The 23,301-nt window shown below is 41.9% G+C and carries 25 protein-coding genes and 1 riboswitch; of the genes, 15 read left to right on the top strand and 10 right to left on the bottom strand.

Annotated features, from left to right (window positions below):
- Positions 1-5: 5 nt before the first annotated feature.
- The 5 genes from IHV11_RS14165 to IHV11_RS14145 all read left to right on the top strand — a co-directional run bounded on the left by IHV11_RS14165 (position 6) and on the right by IHV11_RS14145 (position 5,104).
- Positions 6-1,649, top strand: a complete 1,644-nt coding sequence (locus tag IHV11_RS14165; RefSeq protein ID WP_197195241.1) for a gamma-glutamyltransferase family protein — start codon at positions 6-8, stop codon at positions 1,647-1,649.
- A gap of 36 nt (positions 1,650-1,685) precedes the next feature.
- Complete coding sequence (locus tag IHV11_RS14160) at positions 1,686-2,267, top strand: chromate transporter (protein WP_197195240.1); 582 nt, start codon at positions 1,686-1,688, stop codon at positions 2,265-2,267.
- A complete protein-coding gene (locus IHV11_RS14155) occupies positions 2,264-2,794 on the top strand; it encodes a chromate transporter (RefSeq protein WP_197195239.1) in 531 nt (176 codons plus the stop codon). Before IHV11_RS14160 ends, IHV11_RS14155 begins: the two co-directional genes overlap by 4 nt.
- Before the next feature lie 291 nt (positions 2,795-3,085).
- On the top strand, positions 3,086-4,048 hold the full coding sequence (locus tag IHV11_RS14150; protein WP_197195238.1) for a DMT family transporter: 963 nt from the start codon (positions 3,086-3,088) through the stop codon (positions 4,046-4,048).
- A 186-nt stretch (positions 4,049-4,234) separates the two neighbouring features.
- Positions 4,235-5,104 (top strand): AraC family transcriptional regulator, encoded by an 870-nt coding sequence (locus IHV11_RS14145; RefSeq protein ID WP_197195237.1) that lies wholly within the window; start codon positions 4,235-4,237, stop codon positions 5,102-5,104.
- A gap of 87 nt (positions 5,105-5,191) precedes the next feature.
- Here the strand turns inward: IHV11_RS14145 and IHV11_RS14140 are convergent, their stop codons facing one another.
- From IHV11_RS14140 to IHV11_RS14120, 5 genes are read right to left on the bottom strand one after another with little or no spacing between them, the layout of a single operon-like run.
- Positions 5,192-6,322 carry a hypothetical protein gene (locus tag IHV11_RS14140; protein WP_197195236.1) on the bottom strand — a complete coding sequence of 377 codons (1,131 nt, stop codon included), beginning with the start codon at positions 6,320-6,322 and terminating at the stop codon, positions 5,192-5,194.
- Positions 6,323-6,337: 15 nt separating this feature from the next.
- Positions 6,338-7,606 carry a hypothetical protein gene (locus IHV11_RS14135; RefSeq protein WP_197195235.1) on the bottom strand — a complete coding sequence of 423 codons (1,269 nt, stop codon included), beginning with the start codon at positions 7,604-7,606 and terminating at the stop codon, positions 6,338-6,340.
- Positions 7,590-8,474 (bottom strand): ABC transporter ATP-binding protein, encoded by an 885-nt coding sequence (locus tag IHV11_RS14130; RefSeq protein WP_197195234.1) that lies wholly within the window; start codon positions 8,472-8,474, stop codon positions 7,590-7,592. Before IHV11_RS14130 ends, IHV11_RS14135 begins: the two co-directional genes overlap by 17 nt.
- A complete protein-coding gene (locus IHV11_RS14125; RefSeq protein ID WP_197195233.1) occupies positions 8,475-9,230 on the bottom strand; it encodes a hypothetical protein in 756 nt (251 codons plus the stop codon).
- Positions 9,231-9,776 (bottom strand): RNA polymerase sigma factor, encoded by a 546-nt coding sequence (locus IHV11_RS14120; protein WP_197195232.1) that lies wholly within the window; start codon positions 9,774-9,776, stop codon positions 9,231-9,233. It lies immediately after the preceding gene.
- 216 nt (positions 9,777-9,992) lie between these two features.
- Between IHV11_RS14120 and IHV11_RS14115 the strand changes: the two genes are divergently transcribed.
- On the top strand, positions 9,993-10,475 hold the full coding sequence (locus tag IHV11_RS14115) for a hypothetical protein (RefSeq protein WP_197128385.1): 483 nt from the start codon (positions 9,993-9,995) through the stop codon (positions 10,473-10,475).
- A gap of 56 nt (positions 10,476-10,531) precedes the next feature.
- Here IHV11_RS14115 and IHV11_RS14110 read toward each other — a convergent pair whose 3' ends face one another.
- The 3 genes from IHV11_RS14110 to IHV11_RS14100 form a co-directional block, all read right to left on the bottom strand.
- Positions 10,532-11,227: an OmpA/MotB family protein gene (locus IHV11_RS14110; protein ID WP_197195231.1), complete on the bottom strand. Its 696-nt coding sequence runs from the start codon at positions 11,225-11,227 to the stop codon at positions 10,532-10,534.
- Positions 11,228-11,232: 5 nt separating this feature from the next.
- On the bottom strand, positions 11,233-12,858 hold the full coding sequence (locus tag IHV11_RS14105) for a hypothetical protein (RefSeq protein ID WP_197195230.1): 1,626 nt from the start codon (positions 12,856-12,858) through the stop codon (positions 11,233-11,235).
- A gap of 203 nt (positions 12,859-13,061) precedes the next feature.
- Positions 13,062-13,724 (bottom strand): DUF975 family protein, encoded by a 663-nt coding sequence (locus IHV11_RS14100; protein ID WP_197195229.1) that lies wholly within the window; start codon positions 13,722-13,724, stop codon positions 13,062-13,064.
- A gap of 128 nt (positions 13,725-13,852) precedes the next feature.
- Here IHV11_RS14100 and IHV11_RS14095 point away from each other — a divergent pair, with 128 nt between their 5' ends.
- Together IHV11_RS14095 and IHV11_RS14090 are read left to right on the top strand one after the other, a co-directional pair.
- Entirely contained in the window at positions 13,853-14,269 is a 417-nt protein-coding gene (locus tag IHV11_RS14095) for a thiol-disulfide oxidoreductase DCC family protein (RefSeq protein WP_370568683.1), read from the top strand.
- A 76-nt stretch (positions 14,270-14,345) separates the two neighbouring features.
- The gene (locus IHV11_RS14090; RefSeq protein ID WP_197195228.1) at positions 14,346-15,293 is read left to right on the top strand and encodes a nucleoside hydrolase; all 948 of its coding nucleotides are present in this window, start codon (positions 14,346-14,348) and stop codon (positions 15,291-15,293) included.
- Positions 15,294-15,442: 149 nt separating this feature from the next.
- On the opposite strand, the gene IHV11_RS14085 is transcribed toward IHV11_RS14090, so the two are convergent.
- Entirely contained in the window at positions 15,443-15,613 is a 171-nt protein-coding gene (locus tag IHV11_RS14085) for an aspartyl-phosphate phosphatase Spo0E family protein (protein ID WP_082861519.1), read from the bottom strand.
- 256 nt (positions 15,614-15,869) lie between these two features.
- Between IHV11_RS14085 and IHV11_RS14080 the strand changes: the two genes are divergently transcribed.
- The gene (locus IHV11_RS14080; RefSeq protein WP_197195227.1) at positions 15,870-17,843 is read left to right on the top strand and encodes a methyl-accepting chemotaxis protein; all 1,974 of its coding nucleotides are present in this window, start codon (positions 15,870-15,872) and stop codon (positions 17,841-17,843) included.
- Positions 17,844-17,974: 131 nt separating this feature from the next.
- Here IHV11_RS14080 and IHV11_RS14075 read toward each other — a convergent pair whose 3' ends face one another.
- The gene (locus IHV11_RS14075; RefSeq protein ID WP_197128397.1) at positions 17,975-18,481 is read right to left on the bottom strand and encodes a transposase; all 507 of its coding nucleotides are present in this window, start codon (positions 18,479-18,481) and stop codon (positions 17,975-17,977) included.
- Between the two features lie 392 nt (positions 18,482-18,873).
- Between IHV11_RS14075 and IHV11_RS14070 the strand changes: the two genes are divergently transcribed.
- The 6 genes from IHV11_RS14070 (at position 18,874) to IHV11_RS14045 (ending at position 23,222) form a co-directional block, all read left to right on the top strand.
- On the top strand, positions 18,874-19,512 hold the full coding sequence (locus IHV11_RS14070; RefSeq protein WP_197195465.1) for a spore coat protein: 639 nt from the start codon (positions 18,874-18,876) through the stop codon (positions 19,510-19,512).
- 185 nt (positions 19,513-19,697) lie between these two features.
- Positions 19,698-19,991 (top strand): YhdT family protein, encoded by a 294-nt coding sequence (locus IHV11_RS14065; RefSeq protein ID WP_197195226.1) that lies wholly within the window; start codon positions 19,698-19,700, stop codon positions 19,989-19,991.
- Positions 19,988-21,427 (top strand): sodium/pantothenate symporter, encoded by a 1,440-nt coding sequence (panF, locus tag IHV11_RS14060; RefSeq protein ID WP_197195225.1) that lies wholly within the window; start codon positions 19,988-19,990, stop codon positions 21,425-21,427. Before IHV11_RS14065 ends, panF begins: the two co-directional genes overlap by 4 nt.
- A gap of 167 nt (positions 21,428-21,594) precedes the next feature.
- Positions 21,595-21,677, top strand: a riboswitch (cyclic di-GMP riboswitch).
- A gap of 34 nt (positions 21,678-21,711) precedes the next feature.
- A complete protein-coding gene (locus IHV11_RS14055) occupies positions 21,712-22,203 on the top strand; it encodes a hypothetical protein (RefSeq protein ID WP_197195224.1) in 492 nt (163 codons plus the stop codon).
- A gap of 92 nt (positions 22,204-22,295) precedes the next feature.
- On the top strand, positions 22,296-23,030 hold the full coding sequence (locus IHV11_RS14050) for a YdcF family protein (protein ID WP_197195223.1): 735 nt from the start codon (positions 22,296-22,298) through the stop codon (positions 23,028-23,030).
- Positions 23,031-23,045: 15 nt separating this feature from the next.
- Positions 23,046-23,222, top strand: a complete 177-nt coding sequence (locus tag IHV11_RS14045; RefSeq protein WP_197195222.1) for a hypothetical protein — start codon at positions 23,046-23,048, stop codon at positions 23,220-23,222.
- Positions 23,223-23,301 lie beyond the last annotated feature (79 nt).

The raw sequence follows: 23,301 nt of genomic DNA, 5'->3' as shown, positions 1-23,301 counted from the left end.
GAATCATGAATCAAACGATACAGGATACACAACAGAAACTTCAGTACAATGCCCTTCATAACCCTTATCATTCAGAGCGGATGAGCGTTTTTTCGAAAAAAGGGATGGTTGCGACAAGTCAGCCGCTCGCCGCACAAGCTGGGCTGGATATGTTAAAGAAGGGTGGAAATGCAGTTGATGCAGCCATTGCCACCGCAGCTTGCCTAACGATCGTTGAGCCAACATCGAACGGGATCGGTGGTGATGCGTTCGCCCTCGTCTGGATGAATGGTGAACTGCATGGATTGAACGCGAGTGGTCCAGCACCGAGAAGCATCTCCATTGAAGAAGTAAAGAAAGCGGGACATGATAATATGCCAAAATTCGGCTGGCTACCGGTTACGGTTCCAGGTGCACCAGCAGCTTGGGCAGAATTATCAAACCGATTCGGTAAATTATCGTTTAAGGAAGTGCTGCAACCCGCAATCTCTTATGCCGAGGAAGGCTACCCATTGACGCCCATTCTCGGTAAGTATTGGCGTAAAGCGTATGAAACGTACAAGCGTGAATTAAAAGGTGAGGAGTTCGAGAGCTGGTTCCAAACCTTTGCACCAGACGGACGTGCTCCAGAAGTTGGTGAGATTTGGCGCTCACCTCACCATGCTAGTACAATACGAGATATCGCAGAAACGAAATCAGAATCTTTTTATAGAGGAGCACTCGCACAAAAAATAAGCGAAGCGTCAGAAGCGCACGGCGGATTTCTCAGAAGTGAGGATCTTGCTACCTATTACCCAGAGTGGGTGAAACCGATCAGCGTGAATTACAGAGGATATGACGTTTGGGAAATTCCTCCGAACGGTCAAGGCATCGTTGCACTTCTGGCACTCAACACGCTAAAAGGGTATGAATTTACCGAAAAAGAATCAGCCGAAACGTATCATAAACAGATCGAAGCCATCAAACTAGCCTTTGTGGATGCGAAAAAATATGTAACAGACCCACTCAGGATGAATGTATCTGTTGAAGGATTGTTGTCGGAGAGCTATGCTGCAAAACGAAGAGACCTGATCGATAATGAAGCTCTTCAGCCAGAACCCGGCACACCGCCAAGTGGTGGGACGGTATATCTTGCAACGGCAGACGAAGAAGGCAATATGGTCTCGTTCATTCAGAGCAACTACATGGGGTTCGGTTCTGGAGTAGTCGTTCCTGAAACAGGAATCGGACTGCAGAATAGAGGACATGATTTCTCGCTAGATCCAAATCACGATAACGCACTCGCTCCAGGTAAAAAGACGTATCATACGATTATTCCTGGCTTCTTAACGAAGAGCGGAAAAGCCGTTGGTCCTTTCGGTGTGATGGGAGGCTACATGCAGCCTCAAGGTCACGTGCAGGTTGTGATGAACACGGTTGATTTTCATCTGAACCCGCAAGCCGCGCTAGATGCGCCACGCTGGCAATGGATGGAGGACAAGAAAGTTCTAGTCGAACGCTCACTTCCGTCGCATATTGTTGATGATCTAGCGAGAAGAGGTCATGACGTTCAAGTGGCCGCAGATTCAGGGAACTTTGGTCGAGGACAGATCATTTGGAAAGACCCAGACACTGGTGTATTAGCAGGTGGAACGGAAGGAAGAACAGATGGCTCGATCGCTGCATGGTAACCTACTAAACTCAACTAAGAATAAAGGACTGATCATATGACGTATCTCAACTTGTTTCTTGCCTTCTTTCGGTCGGGCATGCTGGGGTATGGGGGAGGTCCTTCTTCCATCCCGTTAGTTCATAAAGAAGTAGTCGGAAAATACAAATGGATGAACGACGAAGAATTTGGAGATGTGTTGGCACTAGGAAACACCCTGCCTGGGCCGATTGCAACCAAAATGGCAGGTTATATTGGATATCGTGTAGCGGGCATTCTCGGTCTTTTCATTGCGTTATTAGCGACAATTCTGCCGACCATTATTCTCATGATACTTCTATTAACCTCACTCCGTGAATTTAAGGATCAACCATGGGTACAAGGCATGACAAAAGGCGTCATTCCCGTTGTCGCTGTGATGCTCGCTGTCCTAACGTGGCAGTTCTTTGATAGCTCCAAAAAAGGATTAGGTTTAAAACTTAGCCTTCTTCACATCTTTGCGGGCGTGGTTCTTCTTCAATTTCTCGGTGTTCACCCTGGCATCATCATTGGTGCATTATTGGCTTTCGCTCTCTTTGGACCTTTAAAGGGAAAGAATAAACAGACAGTAAACGTGCGGGAAGGAGAGAAGACAGGATGACTTTTTGGCATATCTTTCTCGCCTTTTTTCTACCCGGAATCTTAGGATACGGCGGTGGCCCAGCGTCGATTCCCTTGATTGAAAACGAAGTCGTTGACCGCTATGAATGGCTATCTGTTAATGAATTTACAGAAGTGTTGGCGCTTGGTAATGCACTTCCTGGTCCGATCGCGACAAAGATGGCAGGTTATATCGGATTTCAAGAAGGAGGCTGGTTCGGGGCGTTTGTTGGCGTGTTTGCAACCGTTGCGCCTTCCCTTTTATTGATGGTCGCGTTTCTAGGTCTCGTCTACAAATTTAAAGACTCACCACGAGTAAAGAACATGAGCACCTATGTAAAGCCGACAATTGCTGTACTTCTTGGCATCATGGCGTATCAGTTCTTTGCCGAATCTTATATAAGCGTCGGTTGGATGCACACGCTGTTTTTAGCGGCTGCCAGTTTCTTGTTAATGGAGAAGCTGAAAGTGTCCCCGGTGTTTGTCATTATTGGATCACTCGGGTATGGAGCGGTGTTTTTAGCTTAGGTTAGAGGGGCGGAACTTTATTGAGGTTTCGCTTTTTTTGTATGTTGCAGAGTTGTCGGTTATGGTCGAAAATTGGATAAATGTTGGATTGCCTCGTATAAATGGCAGTTTACCTCGTATAAAATACGGATTACCTCGTAAAAAAAGTGAATTACCACGTAATGAACGACCTCATTACCCAATCAAAGAGTCTTCCCAAATTCATACAACCATATGGTAAGATAATAAAAAAACATAAGCATGTTGGACAAGGCAGATGCATACTTTTTAAAGGGAAACGGAGGACTTAACATGAGACCGATATGGCTTGGGATCGCGGCAGCCTTTTTCTTTGGCGTCACGTTCATATTGAATCGTTCTATGGACTTATCAGGCGGAAGCTGGCATTGGAGTGCAGCCCTTCGCTTTTTTTACATGGTTCCACTTTTGTGGATCATCGTGTGGATGCGTGGCAACGTGCGTCCTGTGTTCCAAGAACTTAAGAAACGGTTTGGCACATGGTTTTTATGGAGTTCAGTAGGCTTTGTGCTCTTTTATGCACCGATTACATATGCAGCAGGTTTTGGAGAGGCGTGGTTAGTGGCAGCGACTTGGCAGATTACGATCGTTGCAGGCTCTCTTCTCGTGCCCTTCTTTTATGAAGGGAACAAAGCGGAAGGAGCCACACGCCAAAGAATTCCTTTTAAAGGATTAGGCTTTTCGCTGATCATATTGGGAGGTGTCGCGCTCGTTCAAGTGCAGGAAGCAAGTGGTGTGAACGGCTCCGCTTGGTTGAACGTTGTGTTGCCTGTTCTGATTGCGGCGATTGCCTATCCACTCGGCAATCGAAAAATGATGGTTGTGACAAACAAACGCCTCGATGCTTTTCAGCGAGCATTCGGCATGACGATCGCTTCACTACCGTGGTGGATTGTTCTCGCCGTAATCGGATGGGTGGAAAGCGGACCTCCAACGAACGATCAGTTGTGGCAAACGTTTTTAGTCGCGATCTCATCAGGGGTTATCGCTACGGTACTCTTTTTCCAAGCGACTGATCTTTGTGCGAACAATCCTGTGAAACTGGCAGGAGTAGAAGCAACGCAATCAGCTGAGATTATTTTTGTATTAGCTGGCGAGATGTGGCTGTTATCGATCGCAAGCCCAACGTTCCTTTCTATGATGGGCGTTCTCATCATCATGCTGGGCATGTTTTTACACAGTTATTTCGGAAAAACTGAAGTCGTGCAAAAAAAATCTATGAAACTTGCAAAATGATGAATAAAAATATGTGAGCTGGGAATAGTAGTACTACCCCCCCTTTTTAAATAGTAATTTGGAACAGCCGTTGCCCGTAGCAGCGGTTGTTTTTTTGTCCGAAAAAATCCGTTAAACTCTATACAGAGATTGTCGGGTGTCATCATCTTCCCCTTGTTATTCTTATTTTGAAAGGAGGCGTTGTCAATGGATTCGCTTAAGAGTATGAACGACTCGTTAGAGTATATAGAGGAGCATCTGCAGGATGAGGTCGACTTTGCAGAAGTAGCGAGACGTGCGTATTGTTCAGAGTATCATTTTAAAAGAATGTTTTCCTTTTTGGCAGGAATTCCACTCTCAGAATACGTTCGGCGCAGACGGCTGACTCTGGCGGCTTTTGAGTTGCAGAACAGCGACATAAAAGTAATTGATGTGGCAGTGAAATATGGCTACTCTTCACCCGATTCTTTTACAAAAGCATTTCAACAGATGCACGGCATTACGCCATCAGAAGCACGTAAAAACGGTCAATCACTCAAAGCCTTTCCGCGCATGTCCTTTCAATTATCGGTAAAAGGAGGAAGTGAAATGAACTATCGTATCGTTGAAAAAGAGGCATTTTCTATTGTGGGTCTAAAAAAACGAGTTCCGCTTGTTTTTGAAGGGGTAAATCCGGAGATCGCCGCGATGTGGCAGAGCCTCACACCTGAATTGATTAGTGAGCTGAAGAAGTTATCAAATATAGAGCCAAGTGGCTTAATCAGTGCGTCAACGAACTTTTCGGAGAGGACGACTGAAAACAGTGAGCTTGATCATTATATTGGGGCAGCCACAACCAACGAATGTCCCGAGAGTATGTCGCAACTAAAGGTGAAAGCATCCACATGGGCAGTCTTTGAAGCGGTCGGCCCGTTTCCAGAAACGCTGCAGAACGTGTGGGGACGCATCTATTCAGAGTGGTTTCCTTCATCGTCGTACGAACAAACAGAAGGACCAGAGATACTTTGGAACGCGGACAAAGATACGACGTCACCTACATTTAGAAGTGAGATTTGGGTGCCGGTTAAGAAAAAATAATGCAGTAGTATGGGAAGCATCGGCTAAGTGGCCGGTGCTTTTTAACAAAGCAGCATCTACTATATTAGCCGATGCTGCTCCTCTCCATTAGATATTCTTCACTTTTTCTCTTCGATAACGCCACAGGAACAATAGCGAAGTAAGAATAAGAATCGTGACAAAAGAAATAGGTACGAAATAAGGATTTAAATACATGCTTGTTAGGTTTTGTACGAGATACGTTGTTCCTGTACCAAATAGCAAAAATGCTAGCGGAACATGGAGACCTACACTCGTCATATAATTGGGAGCGATGCTTGATATCCAAGCTCCGACCAATACCAACGCGATTCCTAACAGATAGACACATAGAACAGTAAGAATTATGTATTGAAAAAAGGTTAGATCATACCATGAAACAAAGAAATTAAATATAGAGTTGATCGATAGCGGAAAGAACATGCTCGTGTCATTGCCTCTATACATGAAAAAGAAAAAAGCGAGCTGGGCGGTAATAATGATTAAGGATGCAGTTAAGCCAGTAAGGAGCTTATGTGAAAAAAGGCTGCGTCCTGTTTTTGATGTATACTGCAGAAGCTGTACGTGATTTCGCTTGTCCCGAATGTATAGTGGCATAAGGATAATTATAATGTTTAGAAAGATAAGAATGGCTACATATTTCATTAAGACATTGTAGTTTTCAAACACCATATCCGTGAATATCGCCTCAGTTGCTCCACTTTCAACCAATTCATCCATGCGTGCATTTTGTTCCTGAGTTAGTTCATGCTCATTAAAACGCTCAGGATGCTCATATCTGTCGATGATTCCATCGCGGGCCTGAATCTCCCAAAAAACATCTACATAGTCTTCAAAAATAATTTTGCTGTGCAGCGCAGCTAGTTTTTCGTTTTCTAGATCCATGTTGCTAAATTCCTCATACGTATCAATGCCTGCAGCAACCATTTCTTTCTGTGACTTAAGATACTCTGTCGCTTCAGCTATTCGTTGTTCCTTTATCTCTTTAAAATCTTGGAATTCCTCACTATCCATAGATTCGCCATAATCAACTAGCATTTTTTGCGTAGCACGGAAATCATCTAACAGTGGTCTGCCGTTAGGAAAATGCTTAAATTCAAACATAATAAACTGTTGGTACACAAAAAAGCTAACTAAAAGAAGCAGGAAGATTATTTTTACCGAAAACAGCTTTCTTACCTCATTAAATAAGATTCTCATATGTTCGCGTCCTATCTATATATTTTCTCTGGCAAAACGTTTGATTAACAGCCATGCTGTGAGCAGTAAAACGATTAACCATCCTGTGACGGTAAGGATTTCATAATATTTGAACGTCGTAAAAACGCCACTTTCCATCCACCATTTCTTCACGTTCATTACAAGAATAAAAGGAGAGAAGTGCGTGTATAAAAGCATCGTGTTGTCCTTTGGCATGAGGCTGGGAATATAAAGACCTGCAAAAAAGATAACACCAAAAAGAGTGAAAACAATGTAACTGTTACGTATGAGCATGGAGAGACAAAACGTAATCAGCACAAATAGTATTTGGCAGAGTACAACTAAACCACATGACATGAATAGATATTGGATAAATGTGACGTTCCACCAGCTAATAAAAGGTATTTTGTTTAATTCGATTAAGAACCCTGTACTAATCGGTACGTTCCAAAGATTAGAATAATCAAACACTATAAAATAAACAGACAATGTTATAGCGAGAAGAGCGACAGTTACAAGTGTTGATGCGAAGGTGGACACAAGAAGCTTATCCCACATCAATCTTCTGCCACGTTTTGTTGCATAAGTGACTAAAGCTGTTCTATGTTCAAACTCATAATTCACGATAAAAGCGGTGAACAGAACGATTAAGATCATTCCCTGAAAAAGCATAAACCCAAATAACGTTTTAAAAAGAAAAGAATGTGTACCAAACATTTTTCCATGAAAGAAGAGATGAAGATGTTCTTTGTTTTCGATTAGCTCTTCTACACGTGGTTTTAAAGCTTGGTATTGAGCACGAACTTTTTCAGCTGCAGCACCTTTCAAGCCGAAAAGGCGGATGCCTTCTTCTGCATTTTCCATGACATTTAAAGTGCTGTACTTCGTTTCAATATCCTGAATAGAGTTTAGATACGTTTCTTTTATCGCTAGTTCATTGATGTCTTGCAATTCTTTTTCTGAATAAATGTTTGATTCAATCAAACTATAGTAGAGCTCTGGTTTATAAAAGTCCGATGCGTTTTGATAGGTATCTCCGGTTTTGCTTAGTGCGAGCTGATTCCAAGTATTTAAATCTTCTTCATGAGAGATTTGCAGCTTTTTACTTCCCTCATCATCCATTAGTGTTCCAGTTTCTTTCACGATTGGTTGAAGTGATTTCATATCATTTCGAATGGATGATTGCTCATAAATGAGAAAGCAGTTGAACAAAAGAAACAGTACGAACAATCCTAGAATAATAGGGGACGAGATAATTTTTTTAAATTCAAGCCGTTTGATCATCAGAACGTACTCCATCTTGATAGATATATAAAAAGACATCTTCTAAGTTAGGGTGTACCGATTTCCACTCTGGTTTCGCTGTGTCTTCTGTTAAAAACCGCATGTACATGCTTCCGTTTTCTTGTTTTTCAGACAAGCTAAGGTAAGTCGTACGAAATTGTTCTGTTTGTTCATAACTCACTTCAGTCTCGTAAACAAGTCCATCAATTTTGCGGCAGATGTTAGAAACGGTATCTTTGTATAACACTTCTTGATTCTTAATCATTATGATTTCGTTTGCGATCGATTCTACATCTGAAACGATATGCGTGGATAAAATAACAATACGATCGCGTGCCAGGTTTGTAAGCAGGTTACGAAAACGAACACGTTCTTTAGGATCTAAGCCAGCTGTTGGTTCATCTAGGATCAGAATTTTTGGGTCGTTCAGCATGGCCTGAGCGATCCCGACACGTTGAATCATCCCGCCTGAAAACTTCTTCATCTTTTTGTTTGCCACATGATCCAGTGCTACGGTTTTAAGCAGTTCTTCAACACGAGTAATTGCCGTTTTTCGGTGTATTCCTTTTAATGCCGCGAGGTAAAGCAGATAGGAGGTAGGCGAATAATTTTTGTAATAACCAAACTCCTGAGGAAGATAACCGATCATCTCCCGGTATCTTTCATCCATTTTAATAATATCTTCTCCGTCATAACGGATGCTTCCCCTCGTCGGAAACAAAAGCGTCGTCAGCATCTTGATCAGTGTTGTCTTACCCGCTCCATTCGGTGCCAACAATCCATACACGCCGTTATGAAACTCTAGGTTAATATTTTTTAGTGCATGAAACTGACCAAAATTCTTTGTAACGTCTTCAACGATTAACATTTATAAAACTCCTTCTGCGCCTCGAAATGCGATTAGTTTTTTTAACGTTTTTACATAGAGCATGATGCTGATGATGAGTACGATGCCATACACATACGCAGGTACATGACGTAAAAACATACTGTACATGTTCTGATTTAAGGTGGCTGGCAGAACATTCACTAACAGCCAGCTTGCCATCATTAGATAAGTGGCGTACGGCCCTTTTGCATAGCGTAAGGCGTACAGGTAAAGGACCGAAAATAGGCTTAACGAGCTGCATGATAACAGCAGTGCATCCAGGATTTGAATCGATTGAAACAAGAACGATAGAACGATAATCAATGTGATATTTATGAGCATTGTTAGCATACTGAAAATGAACATACGAAAAGCGGCTAGCTGAAACACATGGTACTTACAGGTCATCTCTACTGAAAAAGTGTCTTTCATTAAAGCACGTACTAAAAATAGAGAGGATAGAGCAAAGTAAAAAATAGGAGAAAGCGTAAAGATGAAAGAGTACAAATCTTGTGTGTCTATAGATGATTTCAGTGAAAATATGCCGTACAGCATTACAGCTAGCGCTAAACAGGTCGTAAAAAGAATTTCAGTAGCATCTCGAAATAAATAGCGAAAGCCGAGCTGTTGATACATTTCAAGAAGATAAGATGGAAACGATTTGGGTTTAGTTAGACCGGCAGATACGATAGATGAGATCTGGTTTCTTCTTTCAAGATCCGTGGGATATTCGATGTGGAATTTTTGTTTCTCCATTTATTCAGCCTCCATTCGTTGCTTCACTTTTTTTATCGCAGCATAATACTTTGTTTTAATAGATGACTCAGGCATTTCGAGAGAACTTGCTATTTCGATAAACGTTTGCTCCCCGAACAATTTGAGCCGCAAAACCTGCTGATCGATGATCGAGAAAGTGTTTATGAGCTGTGCTACCTTTTCGATATCTTCTCTCCATTCCAATTCGAGCGTGAAATCTGAAGTTGTAGCCACATCAACACCTTCTATCGAGTCTGTGGAACGATCATATGTATAGTTTTTAGACCTAAAATAATCTACGAGTTTGTATGTTGCGATTCGGTATAGCCACGTTTTGAAAGATGCTTTTTTCTCATCAAACTGCTGGATGGATTGAAGCATGCTAATAAAGATATCTTGTGTTAGATCAAGCGACAGTTCTTTGTTCAGCGTTTGTTTATAAACATAGGCATAAATAGATTGATAGTAATGAGAGATCAGCTCGTTTGCGGCATGTTGATCGCCTTTTTTTTGAACAGAGCTGATCCATCTTTTCTGCATCATCATGATTTTGTCTTCACTTCCAGACTAAAAAGGTTGTCTTGCTCATATATTCGTATATAAAAGATAAATAGTTTTACTTTTTATAAAAATATTTCCATTTTTTATTATAGAATCATTTAGGGGTTAAAGGAGAATTAAATAGTTATAGCAAATAAAAGAAGAACTATAGAAGAGTAGCTCTGTTCATAAAGCGATTTAAATAGAAAGCTAGGTGAATAAATGTTTAATTTTGATCTAGATTACTTGGTGTACTTTGCAGTGGTCGTATTATTGTTATTTGTCGGAGTGGCGATTGCAGCAGTGAAGTCAAAAACAGCTTACGATGAGAAGGGGGAAGAGAAGATGTTTAGATATTTGTATATATATTTGGTATTGTTTACGACCCTTTTGCTAACGATAGGAGGAAGTATTAGCGTATTTATGAGCGTGGCCGATATTGTGAGTCCGGATACGTATCAAGCTAGTTTTGCAGATTATAAACTCGGTTTAGCGGAAGTAGAATATGATGAAAACGGAAAGCCGTTGCCTAGTAAGAAAACGGAAGAAGAGATGCGGAAAGACTACGAGATGATGATTGAAAACGACAAGTTGCAGGAGAAAAGGAATGAGATGAATAATATTGTCAAAAGTTCTGGATTTATACTCATTCCACTTCCGATCTTTTTATATTTCAAGCGTCAGTTGCGTAAAAAGGAAGCATAATAGCAGAAAAAAACGAGCGAAGTGTTCCGCTCGTTTTTTTGTGCTTTTAGATGATGTTATTGCTCAACAATTTCCTTGAGCTTGCTCTGCCATTTGTCGTCGTCCAAAATGATTTGAAACGAGATGCGGCGGTTTTTTTGGAGCGCCTGAGATGAATTCCCCTCTGCGATCGGCTTATATTCGCTATATCCGGTTGCGGCGAGGTATTGAGCATACTCTTTTTTAGCGAGTTTAGGGTTTGCTTTCCCAAGATAATCAACGACAGCGACCGCGCGCTGAGTGGAGAGCGACCAGTTGTCATATGGAACAGAATCGGTATGGCCTTCAATCAGAATGATGTACAGATACTGACTCATGTCTTTTTCTTCGATGATCGCGGCGAGTGCGTCAGCGAGTGGGTCGAGCACTTGTTTTCCTTTTGCTGATATATCTGCACTTCCGGTATCAAAAAGGATGTTGCCTTCAACTGAGATCGTGTTGTTCGGTCCACGGATGATCTTATCTTTTCCAACGTTTTCTTCTAGCTGCTTTTGAATGAGATCAGAGATATGCTTCTTCACCTCTGCCACCTGACCAAGTTCGCGTTTGATCTGAGCTTGATCATACGCGTTATAGATGCTCTGCACATAAGCGAGAATCGCGATAAAGACCATAACGAGCACCATCATCGCCATCATATCGGTAAAACTTGGCCAGAAGATTTCTTTTGTTTCTTGGCTGTCGTCGTTGTAGTAAGATTTGCGTGCCTTCATACCGATCACCGTCTCCTAAAATTTTGCGGCGACACTTCTGGCATGCGTTCATCTTCTACGTATTCGGGTGCGCGAGGACTGCGTGTTTCATAGATCACTTGGTTGGATGATTGGTTCATGGCCGCTTGATAGATGCGCTGCATGAGGTGGTACATGTCAGAGAGTGTACGATTGTTGTCGGTGATGCTTCGTGTTAAGCCGTGGTGCAGGTTTTCAAGCGTTCGTGCGAGCTCGCGCATATCGTCATCGCTTCTGTTTTGATTTTGTGAGTTGTTTAGGGCAGAAGCCAGCTGTCGGCTCTGACTGTCCATGATGTTGCGAACCTGATCTGTAAAATCTCTTTTGATGTGTTCGACCGCAGCGTAAAATCCTTTTTCGAGCTGTCCGACGCTTGAAGCGAAGTCAGCCGCCGCCCGGCCGTATTCGCCTTGTTTTTCAGCATAGCGGTAATGCCATTCGTCTTGCTTTTGCGCGAGACGGTTCTCGAGTGCGTCATGCTGATTTTGATAGTGCTGCAGCTGTTCTTGCATGCCGCGGAGCATCGATTGTGCATGTTCTTCAGACCGGCGCTGTGCTTCTTGCAGCATTTTATCAGAGCGCTGAATGAGCTGTTCAAACTTCTGCTGACCTTGTGTGTGACGGTCGTTGCTCGTTTTTAGCTGTTGCTCGAACGAAGAGATGTTCTTAGCGAGCGCGTTAATACTCGTGTCGACCGTTTTTTGAATGGTTCCGAGTTCTTTGGTTGTCTCGTTAAACCGCTGTCCGAACTGATCAAGCTGTGTAGCGGATGCACCGAACTTTTCCGCATGCTCTCGCTGTGCTTCAAATATGCCATTCACATCTTCCATCGCTTTTTGAAGACCGGCTGTAAAATTAACCATCTGTGAGGCGAACTCACCGAGCGTTTTGTCAAACGATGACTCTACGCGGGAGGCCAGGCGATCAAGAAGGCGCTCAACCGAGTCTTGCGGCTTATCGTTGATCAGATCGCTGTTGATGTTGTGATCGAGATACACTTCACAATCAGCTAAAAGTTTGTTCTGCATGTAAGACAGTGATGTTCCTTGCGAGAAGAAGCCAGACTGAATGGAATTGAGCAGAAGTGCAGCTCCGATCCCGGCAATACTCGTATAAAAGGCAACACTCATCCCTTCAAATGGTGCGGTAAGGGAGGAGATGATCGAATTAAGCGTAAGGTTTGAATCAGCAGGCTGCGTCCCAAGCGTCATGAGCGTATCTTGCATGGATAAAAGGGAGAGTGTAAGTCCTACGAACGTTCCGAGTACACCAAGAATAATGGTGAAGGATGGAAGCTGGTTGAGCAGCTTTTGGATATTGCCGACCGGTACCCGAAAGACGCCAAGAAGCGGAATTCGTTCGTTGTATAGGTGTTTTTCGATCAGTGCTTGCGTGTTGAGCTGTGGTACACCTGCAAGATGAAACTGTTTGTAATCGGCTGTGACACGTTGCAGCCATTGCGAATACGGCTGCTGATCTTTATTCGTTTCAAGCTGTTGAAGCTCTTTGTTCCATTTCCGAAAGTGGTAAGCGGTTTGTGTGTGCCCCACAATCCCCATAAACACGAGAAACCCAATGACCCCGACGACGATTAAAGTAAGTTGATCCATCATGCCACCCCTTAGATGTCTTGTCTGATTGTCCTATATTGATAGATATGTCCTACTGTCGGGAAATATTTTAGGAAATGGGGTCTGGCCCCAAACAAATACAAAACCCCCTGAAATGTCCATTCAAGATGGACATTTCAGGGGGAGAGTTTTTGGGGTTAATTTTTTTCAAAGGAAAGAAATTAATCTTGACGCCAGGTGTGCTCTTAATCTCTTTGGTAATTCTCAACGCGATCGTTATAAAACGCAGCATACGAAGCGCTCATGTAGGGAGCGAGCCAAAAGAAGCCGATGCCGAGTGATAAAACACAGAGAATTCCCCAGCCTAAAAAGCTTAGCTGTAAAACGAAGAACTTCCACTTATAGCCGTCCATCAGCTTGCGGCTTTTCTTGATCGCAGCGTTAATGCCGATACCCGGATGATCTTTTAGAACAAAGTACGTTTGCGAATACGCGAATGCTTTAATGATTCCAGGGATCAGTAAAAGAAGAGACCAGAGAATCAAGTACACCATCATCACGAGATAGGTGCCGAGTATTTTTACATATGTACTGATCTCAGAAAACGCTTGAAATAGGCTTGAAACGTTCATTTTCTCACCTGTTCGGATCACTGATAAAAAAGTCCACAAATATCCAATATATAAAGGCAGTAAAACGAGTGTGATGATGAACGTGCTGGATGTTGGTCCGTTAAGTTCGTCGGCGGGTTGATTCAACCAAGCATTCCAACCACCACTCAAATTCACTTCAATGATTAGTGGGATGAGGTAATAGATACTCGAGAACAACAACGTGAATAACGCTGCTGTGCCCCATTGTCCTTTAAGTTGAAGCCGGGCATGCTGTTTGATTTCTTTATTTTTCATGATGTATCACCTTTCTGAAGTTGTCCTATCTTTATACTACGGTTTAGAAGGCGGAAAGATGCGTTTTCATGAAAATTAATAGTAGACTAGAGGAAAGTATGTTTTGTTTTGAAAAGGGAGGTTTGGATGTGCAGAAATGTGATGAGGTAAATGGTGCTGTACTTCTTTTTGATGGAGTTTGTAATCTTTGTAATGGGAGCGTGCAATTTATACTCAAACATGAAAAAAGTAATGAGTTAAAGTTCTCAGCCATACAGTCACAAGCTGGGCAGAAGCTGCTTTCACATTACAACATGGATCCCGCACAAATGAATTCCGTTATTTTAGTTAAAGATGGAAAGATCTATACAGAATCGGATGCGGTAGCGGCAACCTCTCTGTTCCTTAGATTTCCATACAGCCTAGGCCAATATCTAAAGATTGTTCCACGGCCGATTCGCAACGCTTTCTATAAAAAGATCGCCAATAATCGATACCGATGGTTTGGGCAAAAAGAGAGTTGTATGATCCCGGCACCTGACCTTCGAAATAGGTTTTTGCAATAGTTTTCACGACCAAACTTCATAAGTGCGCAGATCGCCTAATAAGATAGAACAAATGCCTATAAAGGGGAACTGCACGATGGGACAAAAAGTTCTGTTCTTCGGTGACGCTGGAATAGACGATACGATTGCCTTAGCTTATGCGTTTTTAAGTGATGAAATTGATATCGTTGGTGTTGTGGCGGACTATGGCAACGTATCGAGAGAACAAACAGTAGCGAATGTAAAATATATTGCTAAAACATTTAATTTTCCACAGGATGTTAGGATCATCGGTGGAGCAGAAGTTCCGATGACTGGGGAACAGCCTACCTTTTATCCAGATGTTCATGGTGTTTACGGGTTAGGTCCGATCGAACCGGGCGTACCAGAAGGATTTATTGAGAACTTTTTTGAGATCGTGAATGTGATTGAACAGTATCAAGATGATCTAATCATCGTGAATGCGGGTAGGTTGACGTCTCTTGCAACGATGTTTATTTTGTTTCAGTCACTTATGAAAAAAGTAAAAGCGTACTATATTATGGGGGGAGCGTTCTGGGTGCCGGGAAACGTGACGGCAGTGTCAGAGGCGAACTTTTACGGTGATCCGATCGCGGTCAGAATCGTGTTAACGTACGCAGAAAACGTAACGATCATCCCGTTGAATGTGACGGATAGGGCAGTTGTTACTCCGGAGATGGTTAATTATATTGATTACAAAGGCAAGGTTCCGATCCTAAAACCGATGCTAGACTTTTATTACAACTTTTACAAAAGCAGAAACCCAGAAATACTCGGAAGTCCTGTTCACGATGCCATTACGTTGATGGCCTGCATAAGAGAAGATATGTTCACGTTTAAGTCGCTGCCGGTACATATTGTGATTCAAAATGGCAATACGGCAAGAGGTCAAAGTATTGCCGATGTTCGGCCGTATGCACAGTTTGCAGATGATGAAAAACGACACCGAATCGCGTTTGATTTTGATTATAGCTATTTCTTCCGAGATTTTATGAGTATTATGACGGGTGAGACATTTTCATAGTGTTAGTTTAGAATCGTGGAAGGAAGTTAGGGGTTTTTAAGATCGTTTTAAGAGAACGAGGAAAGGGTAGAAACGGCATCATAATAAAAAACCGGTGATTCTACGAAACGTACGAACCCCGGTCGAACTTTAAGTGTCGTTTTATGTGATTAAGCGCAATTTTTAATTTGATCTAGTTTGTTTAGCTTTTCGTCTAGTATTTGGCTCAACTGAACAAGAAGCGGATCTGCAAGACTATTAACCTTTTTACTTACCTCATACATGGTCGTGCGAATGGCGTCTATCTCTGTAGTTAAGACAAGAGCATTGCTTCGGCTCATGGTCCATTCCCCCTCTAATATAATAACCACTTCTGCACCATTAATATCGGTAAATCTTGTAAATATTATATACCATATTTTGTGTCAAGTCTATTATTTTTTTACACATATAGGGGGACAGACCCCCTACAATTACACTTTTACATATTTTGTACTACTCCAGTAGACAAAATGTGCTTTTTTTCCTGTAAAACTTTGTTGCTTTCTGTCGATATACTTTTTGCTGCTTAGTAAAAAGTAACTGCAGGAGGAAGAAATGATTAAAAAAAGTCTACAGAGGCAAATTCTTGTGCCTTTTCTATTACTTATTGTGATGACTGGTTTCGTAGTGAGCGGAGTTAGTTATATGTTTAGTAAGCAAACAACCGTTGATAATTCATCGAAGAACACATCAGAACGCATGCATGATCTGGATGAGACACTCAACGGATTTTTAAAAGACAATGCCAATTTCGTTTCTGCTTATGCAGATTCGGCAACGATTAAGCTCCATGCAAAAGGAGATAGCCCAGACTATATTATTTCTAAGTTCGAAGACTATCATCTAGCAAATGAAGCAATCATGAACAGCTATTTCATTTCTGAAAGCAAAGAAGTGGTCATGTATCCTATACCTGCATCACCAGTTGAGGACATGACGCTAACGCCGTGGTACCAACAAGCAACAAAGAATCCTACTCAAGTCTTCTGGACAGATCCGTTTATTGACGAAGCGACAGACCGCCCGGTAGTAAAAGCCGTAAAAGCGGTTGAATACAGCGGGAAAGTCGTGGGTGTAACGGCAATTGATATCGCCGTAAATGATATCTTAACACTTATGCAAAATGTGAAAATCGGGGACACTGGTTATGCTCTTCTCATCGATAATTCGGGGAATTATATGGTGCATCCTGATACAAAGATGCTGGGGAAAAGCGCAACAAAAGAATCATTTTATAAAGGTATCACGAAAAAAAATGGAACGATCACGACCGACATCAACGGTGAAGAAAGAGTGGTCAGCTACACAAAGAACGACACAACTGGTTGGAAATTAGCAGGAACTGTAGCACTTAGTGAGTTTGAACAAAAAGCTACTGTCATTCTTTTACCGATTGGGATTGCTTTATTAGTCACTCTTTTAGTAGCGGCAGTCATCTCGCTGTTTGTTTCAAGAAGAATTACGGTGCCTGTGAATCAATTAAAGGATGCGATGCATGAAATCAAGAATGGAAATCTGCAGACAAGCGTCTCTATACAAAGAAAAGATGAGATCGGTGAACTAGCTTCAAGCTTTGATGAGATGTCTAATCAGATGCGGACGTTGATTGCCGAAATGGCTCAGATTACCGATCATGTGACAGATGCGTCTCAAACGGTCGTTGCGAGTGCGGAAGAAAATTCAGCATCCGCGCAAGAAGTTTCAACGACGATGCAGCAGATCGCAGCGGGCTCTTCTCATCAAGCAGAGTTGATGGATGAGAATGCAAAAGCTGCGAACGTACTAGCTGAGCGAATCAGTCAAGTTCATGCGCATGGCGAGACGATCGAAAAAGCGACACAGCAAATGAATGAAGAATCATTGACCGGTGTAAAAAAGGTGAGCATGCTAAAAGAGAAGTCTCTGATGACAACAGAAATGACAAAAGAGATGATTTCTTCTATTAAAAAACTTGATGAAACATCTGGCAGCGTTCAACAAATCGTTCTAACGATAAGCGATATAGCAAACCAAACGAACTTATTGGCGCTAAACGCAGCAATCGAGGCGGCTAGAGCAGGAGAATCTGGAAGAGGGTTTGCGGTCGTTGCAGATGAAGTAAGAAAACTTGCAGAGCAGACTGAACTATCTTTGAAAGATATTAGCGCATTGATTACGGATATGCAGCAAGTAACCGAAAACACCGTCGGACAAGTTCAAGAAGCAGCAGCTCTCATTCTTTCACAAAGCGAAGCGGTTGAAGAGACAGAGCAAAGCTTTACCGCGATTTCCAGTGCCGTTAAAGGTAATGCAGAAGCATTAAAAGATGTGATTCAGTCAGTGGATGAAATGACGAAGCAAAAGGATGTTCTCCTTGAGAATGCGTCGCATATCTTGGCGATCACTCAAGAAACAGCGGCTGGAACAGAAGAGGTTTCCGCATCAGCAGAACAGCAATCCGTGTCGATGGAGCAGTTGAACCACTTAGCGGATCAGCTTGAGCAGTATGCGGAACAAATGCGTACCCACGTCCAGCGGTTTACATTTTAGGGGTCTGACCCCACACAATTACATTAGTGCCGTTTTTGTCTTTTTCAAAAAGACAAAAACGGCTTTTTCTTTGATACGACTGACTTTTTGAAAAAGGAAAGAGTGTACTTTTACATCTGAACTAAAAGGGTTTAAAGCTCTACTACAGGGGTAATCTTGCTCTCAACATAATCTCGATATTGAGATTTCGAATTGCTAAACTGCTCAAGAAGGGTTGAGGTGTGTACAAAAGGGCACACCGATGGGGTTACATAATAGCGGTAACTGCTCCATTGATATTCTAAGGGGTACATGACCAGGTCAGCAGAAACGGGATTCAAATGAATATAGCGACTCGTGTCTAACAAATGTGACCGATCTTCGATTAATTCTGCTCCGTATCGACCTTGAAACACATGGCCAGTCAGTTCGTATTTCTTGTTGAAATACATAGCGTACGTTTCATTTAATTCTTTCATGAAATCTCCAGGTGGTGATTTGCTGCACAAAATTTGTAAGTGAGTGTGGTTTGTCATGAGGCAATACGAGAAGAGCTCAACAGCATGCTTTTTAACACAATGACTTAAGATCTTTAAATAGCGGTGGAAATCTAAGTGGGAATAAAAAAGAGGTTCCCTGCGATTTCCGCGGGTAGTCACGTGATAAACAGCATCAGGATACCAAATGCGAGGGGATCTAGGAATGTTTTTCACCTCCTTTCAATCGTATTTACATTATACGTCTTGCAAGTGAATCTGGGAAATGGGGACTGACCCCAAAAAAATTATTTCCCCCGTTGTTTTCAAGCAAAACCTTTATATCAGTTTTGGAATGCAACCGGTTCGAAACTTCTCTTTTCAAGAAGTTATCTTTTTTAGCAGAATTCCTATAAAAAAATGTCGAATTCAATCCATTAAACGAACTTTTTATCAAATTTCCCCGGAAATTATTCATAGGAAAGGGAATAGAGTTTTCCATTCTACATAAAATAACCCCGTATTTTTATTTAACGGAGGTATGTCATTTGAATCAGAACCAAAATCAACCTAACATGAATCCGCAAACAGGGAACAGCAATCCTGAATTCAACCATGTAAACATGCAGAACGGACAGGTACCTGCTCAACTTAACCATGGGGGACATGAGATGTTTGATGTTCATGAGATGCTGAGCGGAATTGTTGGAACATTGAACTTATATACACTTTGTAAAGGACATGTTCAGGATCCTGAGCTCAAAACGATGCTTCACCGTCATTATCAACACATTACAAAAGAATATAACGCGTGTGTACAAGGTTTTCAGACAGGAAAAGACCCAGCAATGCGAACAGAATCATACAAGATGGCTCAAGATAATGATTTTGTATATGGTTTGAAACCTGCTCAACCGGTTAAACCTATTCAAAGCGTTACAGAATTAAACGATCAATCCGTTTCGACTTTAATTCTAGGAACTTTGAAATCGAATGCTTCCCTAAGAGGCATGGCTACACTTGAAGTTACAAACCCAGTGCTTAGACGCGTATTAGCAGATGGAATTCCGAACTGGATCGAGATGGCATACGAATTGTCTATCTGGCAGAATAAAAATCATTACTACCAAATTCCTCAACTGAACCAACAAGATATGACGAGTATGCTTGGTGCATACGCTCCGTCTACTCAAACACAGCCACCTCTTCAATAAAAAGACCCCTAGACGAGTACCCAATAAAGGTGCTCGTTTTTATTTTTAAACATACTTAAACAGGGATATTATGAAAAGAAATAGAAAAGTTCATAAAAGCTGAAAGGACTCGACAACGAGAAATGAATTTGCCATAGTTATGAGTGGACTTATATTTTGTACTGAAACTCCAGGGGGTTAAGGATATGAAAAAGGGAACAGACTGGCGGTACCGAGTATCGAATAGAGAAGCTATCATGGGTACAGTGCTTGCCATTTTGAACTTTATCTGGTGGTATGCGTTCGCTTATGGCCTTGGCGGACGTCCTATAAAAGAATATACATACATACTTGGCTTTCCATCTTGGTTTTTTTATAGCTGTATCGTAGGATTTGTTGTTTTTACGATTTTAGTTTGGATTATGGTGAAGTTCTTCTTTAAAGAGGTTCCGTTTGAACTTGATGAAACGAACGAGAATGAGGAGGGAGATGTCGGATGAATTGGGATGTGATTCTTCCTTTAGTAATCTTTTTGATCTCAGTGTTCTTTGTAGGGATTTATACATCTCGGCACATTAGAAGCGGATCGTCATTTTTACAAGATTACTTTTTAGCAGGTAGAGAACTTGGTGGGTTTGTTCTTGCGATGACGATGGTAGCGACATACGGAAGTGCTTCGAGTTTTATCGGTGGACCTGGTGCAGCCTATCAATTAGGACTTGGCTGGGTGCTGCTTGCCATGGCGCAGCTTGTGACAGGATACTTCACCCTTGCTGTGCTTGGTAAAAAGTTTGCTATCGTTGCACGAAAGATTAACGCAGTCACACTGATAGATTTTCTAAAAGCGCGATATGAAAGCAAGTGGGTCGTTATTTTATCTGCAATAAGCATTGTGGTCTTCCTATTTTCTGCAATGGCCGCTCAATGGGTGGGCGGGGGAAGGTTGATCGAATCGTTTACCGGAGTTTCCTATACGACAGCACTTTTCATCTTCTCTGGCTCTGTCCTCGTGTATGTGATTGCCGGCGGCTTTCGTGCGGTTGTAATAACAGATGCAATACAAGGTGTCGTCATGGTAATCGGAACCATCATCATATTGGCCGGTACGATTATCGCAGGTGGAGGTATCGAGAACATCATGAGCGAGTTACGAGCGGAGAACCCAAACTTGATTACACCATATGGTTCTGATCAATCGCTTACTCCTCTCTACGTATCATCGTTTTGGATCTTGGTTGGTGTTGGGGTCGTAGGCTTACCGCAAATATCGGTGAGAGCGATGAGCTATAGAAATGCAAAAGCGATGCATCGGGCGATGATCATCGGAACGTTCGTTGTGGGGTTCATCATGCTAGGTATGCATCTAGCTGGTGTATTCGGAAGAGTCGTGCTACCGGGAATTGAAGTGCCGGATAAAGTGATGCCGCTTCTAGCACTCGAAGTATTGCCAGGGTGGTTAGCCGGTATCGTGTTGGCAGCGCCTTTAGCTGCGGTCATGTCGACGGTGGACTCAGTACTCTTACTCGTAAGTTCTGCAATTATTAAGGATGTATACATCAATTACATTAAACCAGATGCTGAAGAGCAATTTGTAAAAAAATTGAGCTTTGGGATAACAGCGGTTGTTGGACTGAGCGTATTCGCAATGGCGATTAACCCGCCTGACTTGTTGATCTGGTTGAATCTGTTTGCCTTCGGAGGACTAGAAGCTGCCTTCATATGGCCAATCGTATTGGGGCTATATTGGAAAAGAGGAAACGCAAACGGAGCGATTGCCTCTCTGATCGTAGGGGTAGGATCCTATATGTTCTTACATCTTAACTATCCAAATCTTTGGGGCATGCACACAGTAGTGCTGCCGATCGTACTTTCCTTGGTTGCCTACATTGTGGGGAGTTTCACAAAGGGGGTCAGACCCCAGACAAATACATTCTAGAAGCCAATGTCCACACTCGGTGGACATTGGCTTCTTTCATTTCTCCCCCTCAGCACCATCTTCTTTTCTACAATAAAATACTAAAAAAACAATTTATAGTAATATCTTACTAAATACCCATTTACAGAGAATGTGGCTGGTGGTAATTTTATATCAGAATATAATTAGATAAGTGTGGAGCTGTGAAGGTTATTCTGTATGTGGGCGCTTGGAATAACTGAAGCTAGTAGCGCAACCGACCGCTTTCTTTATTTGTTCTCTAGATAAAGGAAGGGGTATTTATTATGGAAATTTCACGTAAAGAAAAATTCAGCACGAAGAAAAAGACAGCTAAGAAATGGCCGAAGATTGTTTTAGCGACTACGATCGCACTTGGTGTAGGTACTACATCTGCGTACGCCGCAAATCCTAATCTTGCTAACGACTTATATAATAAGATTATGGAGTATACGTACCAATCTGAGATCGAGTCTGAGTTGAACAAAGAGAAGAATGACTTGCTTAAAAATGTGAATGTAGCAGTAAAGGGAATCATTGCTGACGCAAAGAAAGATCTAGATAATAACAAAGAAAAGATCATTCAAGACAAGAAAAAAGAACTTGAAACGCATTACAAACAAGAACTCGCAGAAATTACGAAAAGAAAGAACGAAGCAGTAAATAAAAAAACAGAGAACATGAGCACGGATGCGACACGTTCTTCCGAGCAAAAGAAAGCGGACATTTCTTCAGCCATTCAAAAAGAAATTCAAGAGTCTGATATAAATAAAAAATAATAACTTATTAAAAGAGCGGAAACTTCATTCTCCGCTCTTTTCCTTTTTCTGATATCCTAGAATATAGAAAATCTATGAACGGAGACAACACTATGAAAAAACTATTTCTAACGCTTGGGATCCTCTTTGCAGTATACGCAACGGCCATGCTGCTTCAAACGACCAACATGGATATGGGTCTTGCGGTTTTCTTCTTGTTAGGTGCTTTTTTCTTCATCCTTTTCTTCCGTTACAACACAGCTATGAAACTATTTAAAACGTACAAAAAAACGACGATGACCGTCCTGATTGCAACCATTCTTTTTGCAGCAACGCTAGAAACTTTTATTCTTACATCTGCCAACACTGATCCTGAGAAGGTTTCCTCCAAGATAGATTCGATCCTCGTACTTGGTGGCGGGACAAAGAATAATCGTCCGGGTGCTGTACTGAAAGGTCGGCTAGATCAAGCGCTCGCGTACGCAAAGGAACATCCAAATGTTACCATCATCGTAAGCGGTGGTCTTGGCTTCGGTAAAACGAAGAGCGAAGGATCTATCATGAAAAATTATCTCGTTGAAAATGGAATTGAACCAAACCGGATACAGATTGAAGAAAAAGCTACGAGTACATACGAAAACTTATTATATACAAAGGAAATGATACAACCGAACGACCAACTGCTTATCGTAACAAGTGACTTCCATCTTTTCCGAACAAAGATGATCGCAAAGCGTGTTGGCATTGAGGCAGAGGGACTAGGCTCACCGTTGAGAATTTCTTCTGTCCCACAAGCTCACGTTAGAGAGTATATGGCGATCATAAAAAGTTATTTTACTGACAGATAGAGGAGGACGGCTTCCATGAACAAAAATAAATACCATTGCTGCGCGACTTGTATAAATTTTAAACCTGAAAAAACGAATCAAGCGATGCGCTATCACTGCGTACGTTTAGGGTATGAAACGAAACCAGACTATCAGTTCAATTGTTGGGAGCCCAAACCTCATGTAGTGGAGCTCATGAATAAGGAAAAATAATTTTTGGAACAAATTAACACAAATACCTTGCATTACAAGTTAGTGCCGCATATACTATTGGTATATCTTGTTATGCAAG

This window comes from Fictibacillus sp. 26RED30, assembly GCF_015903845.1.
GTDB classification, from domain to species: Bacteria; Bacillota; Bacilli; order Bacillales; family Fictibacillaceae; genus Fictibacillus; species Fictibacillus phosphorivorans.
This window is presented reverse-complemented; position numbering and strand designations above follow the sequence as displayed.